Below are 6,221 nucleotides of genomic sequence, written 5' to 3' on the forward strand. Positions count from 1 at the left end.
CCATTTGAAGCATATATTCCATCGAGTTCTCCATCAAATGATCCTCCAGAGACTGTTATTGTCGAGTGATCATCTGCCGTTAGAGCGTTCGCTGCATGCATAACAGTTACATTTTTTAAGGTGAGCGTGCTTCCCTTGGTAACTATTCCTGAGAGTAATTGCAGTCCATCTTTATCTAAGTCTGATATCACCACGTCTTTTAGCATGTTTTCGCTGCTATTCGTGTTATTAAAAGAAGCGCCAACAGAGGCAGCTGCAATGGAACCTCCAATCATTTTGATTGTAGCTCCGTCTTTGGCTTCAAGACCGCGGAAAATCTCAGAATCAAGTTTTGGGATAATTCTACTATCCTGTAATTCAATTACACTGTTAACACCTTCAGCTGTTACAGCGTATACATCGTAATGGACTGGGTGGTTTATCGTTAAATTCTTGCCAATGATTTTGCCACCGTCTTTTGCGTGAATAGTTTCGTAGGTTTTATCGGATACTTCTTGTTGTTTTCCATCAGAAACTACGAGGGTTTCAGCATGTGCACTGAACTGGATGTTGAACAGGATAATAGCGGCTGCAGCCGTGCATGATAAAAGGGATGTTTTATACACTAGTATTCTCCTTATGAGAGCCCCAAAATATTCATTTCCCCGCGAACTTCATAAGAAGAAGTGAAAATGGATAGTTGTTATTACTTTCAGTAATTTTCTTTATTTGGTAAGACATTTTTGGTTTTTTGTCAAAATTAAAAAATAATTGATATTAATTATGTCTAATACAAAATGTATTTATAATTGATTTTATTTAAAGTATTATAATTTTGAATATTATTATTCAGAGAAATATTTTGAGATACTGATATAGTGGCACCATGACATCTTTTAAGTGATGGTAAAGATTATTAGATGATGCAAATTGGGTTTATGAGGGAACAGAAAAGGGTGTAGTAGAAGCTTGTAAAAAAGCTAACTTACTTGGGCTTAAAGTGGGCTTTCATCTTTCAACACAGTGGTATTAATTTATTTCTAATAGACTTCTCTTTTTTCAAAGTAGGAAGTACTCTTCATCCACTGGGGATGGAAGTGCTCTGTTGCGTTTGTTGTGTCTTGTCTTGGAGATTTTCGTAAAGAACTAAGTATAAAGAGGGAAGGGTGCTTTAAAAGGAAAAAGGATGACTTTAATGTACAAAAAAGGCAGCATATTGTGCTGCCCTTTTTGTTAAATTGAATAGAATGAATAGGCTATTTTTACAGCCTTGATTTAAAACTGATAGCGTATGCCACCTGAAAAGCTTGCACCACTTATACCAGTTTTCTGAAGCTTTTGTCGATAGCTTACATCACCGTAAAGAGAGAAATTGTGAGACAGTTGTGCATTGATGCCAACGCCGCCCTCAATTGCTGTTCCCATGGGATCAAGGTCAAAATTCTTGCTAATTTGTACTTTTCCATCATCACCAAAGGTTTTGATCAAGTTTGCTTTTCCATAGAAGGAAATGGCAGGACCATTTTCAGTGGTCATAATGGTTTTGGTTAAACGTCCACCAACACGGATCAACCATTGAGAAGGATTGTTCATATCAATTTTTAAATTATCAGCATCTTCAATGGTATCAAACATCAAATGTTGATAAGCAAGTTGTATTTGGGGCTCGAAGGTTAAACCTTCCATTCCGGTAGAAAATTGTTTGCCAACGGTGGTGGAAATACTCAACATCTTTACATTGTTCAATTTCGCGGTTTTACCAATGATGGCATTGGTGATATCGCCCTTTATTATCCCATAGGATAAAAGCGTATCGATATAGAAACCACTGTCATGTTGTACACTACCATAGGCAGTGAGAGACCATTTATCTAGGGTGCTTTTACTTGCATCCTGCATCTCTTTTGGAGTGAAAGACAGCTGCCCATAGGTGCCTAAAAGACCAAGATGTGTAGTAGTGCTGTGCCCTTCTAACGTAGTCAATGCAACCCCACCTTGTATAGCAGCGTAGCGAATATCAGCACCATAACCATATTTAAGGGGACCGCGTTTCGAGGATAAGGTTCCTGTACCCCCATAGGTAGAGAGGAAGAAACTGTTTTTTAGATTTTTCTGCTCTCCCAAGACTGTTGTTCTCATATTGGCTAAAAGTGCATTTTGCTTGGCCATATCGGCCAATCCAGTATAAAAGAGGGCATTTGGCATAACCAAATAGCTTGCCATTTGTGGTACAACTGCTCTTACTTTTGAATCGGTGTCAAAAAATTCAGGCTGCAAACGGAAATCCCAGAAATCTTTATCCTTTTCATCGAATAAGTTTTGGTTAGCATTGGCTTTGCCATAGCTTGAGACTGGTCCATAGGCAGTTAGCGTATATTTATAAGGAGTTCCTCCTATGGTGGTATAGCCATTTTTCAATTTAAAGGAGTCTTCTTTTGCTTCTCCAGAAACTTGAATAAGTGAAAGTCCACCTATATTTGAAGGAGTAGAAGCATTTTCTACGCTCTCTTTATCCCCTGAAACACTTTTGACATAAACTGTTGTGGTGCCTGCTACATCACCGTGAATGAGAAGCCTATCGGTTTTTTGTGCATCTATTGCAACACCATCACTCCATATAGCGTTGAAATGAATTTCTGCCTCACCAGAGGCATTATAGACTGCTAGAATGTTCGGTATTCCAGATCCTATATGCAATGTATGATAATGATCTTCTACCGGTCCATTAAAAACAATAGAACTATCATTGAGATTGATCACAGAAATATCAGAACGTGACCTTTGAGCAATAGCAAGCAGTTTTCCGTCATCATCGGTTTCTTTTGTACTGGTTTTCAATATCCATGTTGTCTTGTTTGTCAAATCAAAGCGTACAGTTCTGTTTTCTGCAATTTTTGCTCTCCCCTTTAATACGGAGTGATTAGCATTTAATGTAAAAGCAAAGTTATTTTCTTTAGTTGAAGCTTTTGCTGCTAATAAAATATCGGCACTGATTTCTGAATTTTTGAGATTGACTATACCGATTGATTGGTCTGCGTTAATTCCAATACTATTTTCAGTGCGAATCTTTGTATTTGTCAAGTCGACTTCTGAGGCATTATCGTCCTCGGATTTATCAAATATTATGCCACTGTTTTCTGCTGTTGCAGAAACATTTGTTACATCAATATATCCGCTATTTTTTACAACAAATGCTGATCCTTTTGCTGCTACGGTCCCTCCAGTCATTTTAATCGTGCCACCGTTTTCTGCATAAAGTCCGATGAAAGTATTGCTAATCGCTGTATTTCCATGCAATTCAATTAAGCTGTAAGGATTGCTGGCAGCTGCACCGTATCCGTTGCCATCCATCGTTGTTAGAGCAACGTCTGTGACCTTAATATGTCCACCATTCATTGCGAACAATGCCATGGTTTTCGCAGTTACTGTTCCACCAGTCATTATAATTGTGCCACTATTTTCTGCATCAAGTCCGGTTACAGCATTATTAATTGTTGTCTTTCCATATAATTCAATCAAGCTTTTAGGATCGGTTGCAGCAGCACCGTAGTTACCATTTTTTGTTGTTAAAGCAACATCTGTGAGCTTAATATGTCCACCGCTTTTTGCAAGCAATGCCATGTTTGTTGCGGTTACAGTTCCACCCGCCATTGTGATAGTACCACTGTTTTCTGCATTGAGCCCGATGAAAATATTATTAATCGTTGTCTTTCCATCCAATTCAATCAAGCTTTCAGGATCGGAGGTAGCTGCACCGTATCCGTTACCATACATCGTTGTTAGAGCAACATCTGTGAGCTTAATATGTCCCCCGCTTTTTGCAAGCAATGCCATGTTTGTTGCGGCTACAGTTCCACCTGCCATTGTGATAGTACCACTATTTTCTGTATAAAGTCCGATGAAAGCATTATTAATCGTTGTCTTTCCATCCAACTCAATCAAGCTTTCAGGATCAGTGGTAGCTGCTCCGTATCCGTTGCCATACATCGTTGTTAGAGCAACATCTGTGAGCTTAATATGTCCACCGCTTTTTGCAAGCAATGCCATGTTTGTTGCGGTTACAGTTCCACCCACCATTGTGATAGTACCACTATTTTCTGTATTAAGCCCGATGAAAGCATTATCAATTATTGTCTTTCCATATAATTCAATCAAGCTGTCAGGATCAGTGGTAGCTGCTCCGTATCCGTTGCCATCCATCGTTGTTAGAGCAACATCTGTGACCTTAATATGTCCACCGTTTGCTGCAAACAGTGCCATGTTTGTTGCGGTTACAGTTCCACCCGCCATTGTGATAGTACCACTATTTTCTGTATAAAGTCCGATGAAAGCATTATTAATCGTTGTCTTTCCATGTAATTCAATCAAGCTGTCAGGATCGCTGGTAGCTGCACCGTATCCGTTGCCATCCATTGTTGTTAGAGCAACATCTGTGACCTTAATGTGTCCACCGCTTTTTGTAAGTACTGCCGCGCTTTTCCCAGTTACAGTTCCACCTGCCATTGCGATAGTACCACTATTTTCTGTATAAAGTCCGATGAGAGCATTATTAATCGTTGTCTTTCCATGCAATTCAATCAAGCTTTCAGGATCGGTGGAAGCAGCACCGTATCCGTTTCCTTCCATCGTTGTTAGAGCAACATCTGTGACCTTAATATATCCACCGTTCATGGTAAACAATGCTGCGCTTTTCGCAGTTACAGCTCCTCCCGTCATTATGATGACACCACTGTTTTCCGCATCAAGTCCATTTATAGCATTATTAATCGTTGTCCCCCCATCCAATTCAATAAAGCTGTAAGGATCGGTGGAAGCTGCCCCGTTTCCGTTTCCGTCCATCGTTGTTAGAGCAACATCTGTGACCTTAATATATCCACCTTTTTTTGCAAATAATGCTCTGTTTCCCGCAGTCACTGTTCCTCCCATCATTATGATTGTAGAGAATAAACCGTCTGCATAGAGTCCATCACCATTAGATGATGTAACTTGAACGCTGCCTTCTTTACTATTGGCTAAAGTAATGAAGCTGCCGTTCACTACGTATAGCCCTGTGTGTTCTCCATTAAATGCTCCTCCTAATATCGTTACTTGTGAACCATCTTCTGCGGATATGCTGGTTTCTGCTTGGGTAATGGTTACATTTTCTAAAGAGAGATGACTTCTGGCAAAGGCCGTTATTCCTGTGTATAAAAACTCTTCTTTTTCATTTTCTAATTCACTTTCCCATCCAGGGTCTAATTCATTGTCCGATGTTTTTACATTTTCTAGCTTGTCTTGATCACTTATGCTGGTATTTGCATAAGTAATGGTTACATTTTCTAACTTGTTTTTATCGCTTTTACTCTCGTTGAAGAACGCACCAGTTTCAAAAGCCGTAATGGTTCCTCCAGTCATTGTGATTGTGCTACCGTTTGTTGCATAAAGCCCAATTACAGCGTCATTAATTACCGTATTTCCGTGCAGTTCAATTGTGCTGTCAACATCATTGGCTATTACACCGATTCCGGTACCACCTGTTTTTAAAGTAACATCTGTGACGTCAATATGTCCGCCATTTTCTGCAAGTAATGCTGTACTTTTTCCAGTGACTGCTCCTCCTATCATTGTGATTGTGGATTGTGCACCATTTGCATAGAGTCCGTCACCATGAGATGATGTAACTTGAACACTGCCTTTTTTATTATCGGCTAATTTACTATAGGTTAAAGTAATAGTGCTGCCTTCCGTAGCAGATATTCCTTTGAGTTCTCCATCAAATGCTCCTCCTAATATCGTTACTTCTGAATGATCATTTGCAAATATACTGGTGTTTGCTTGTGTAACTGTTACGTTTTCTAAAGTAACTTTGCTTTTTTTATCGGCATTTATTCCCTTATCCATGAAGTGGTCATCTTTACCGCTTGATATTGTTACACCTTCCAGCTTGTTTTTATCATTCATACTGTTTTCGAAGAAAGCGCCAATTTCAGAAACCGTAATAATGCCCCCAGTCATTTGAAGTATTGCACCATCTTTTGCATTAAGACCGAGACGAATGTCAAAGCCAGTTCCCTTAATGGTTGTGTCTTGCAGTAATGTAATGGCACTGCCAAGACCTTCAGCTGTTACAGCGTAAATATCTGTGTTTGTATCTTTGCTCCCAACCACAGTTAAATTCTTGCCAATGATTTTGCCACCGTCTTTTGCGTGAATAGTTTCGTAGGTTTTATCGGATACTGGTATTGTTTTTCCATCAGAAACTT

General features: G+C 39.4%; 1 protein-coding gene and 1 pseudogene. Both read right to left on the minus strand.

Features of this window, described 5'->3' with window-relative positions; translation table 11 throughout:
* Positions 1–605, minus strand: a pseudogene (locus ACFIKE_RS07815) (autotransporter outer membrane beta-barrel domain-containing protein); the annotation flags it as partial.
* 649 nt (positions 606–1,254) lie between these two features.
* Entirely contained in the window at positions 1,255–5,973 is a 4,719-nt protein-coding gene (locus ACFIKE_RS07820) for an autotransporter outer membrane beta-barrel domain-containing protein (protein ID WP_404978560.1), read from the minus strand.
* Positions 5,974–6,221 lie beyond the last annotated feature (248 nt).

Source organism: Bartonella sp. MU70NMGDW (genome assembly GCF_042194085.1).
GTDB classification, from domain to species: Bacteria; Pseudomonadota; Alphaproteobacteria; order Rhizobiales; family Rhizobiaceae; genus Bartonella; species Bartonella grahamii.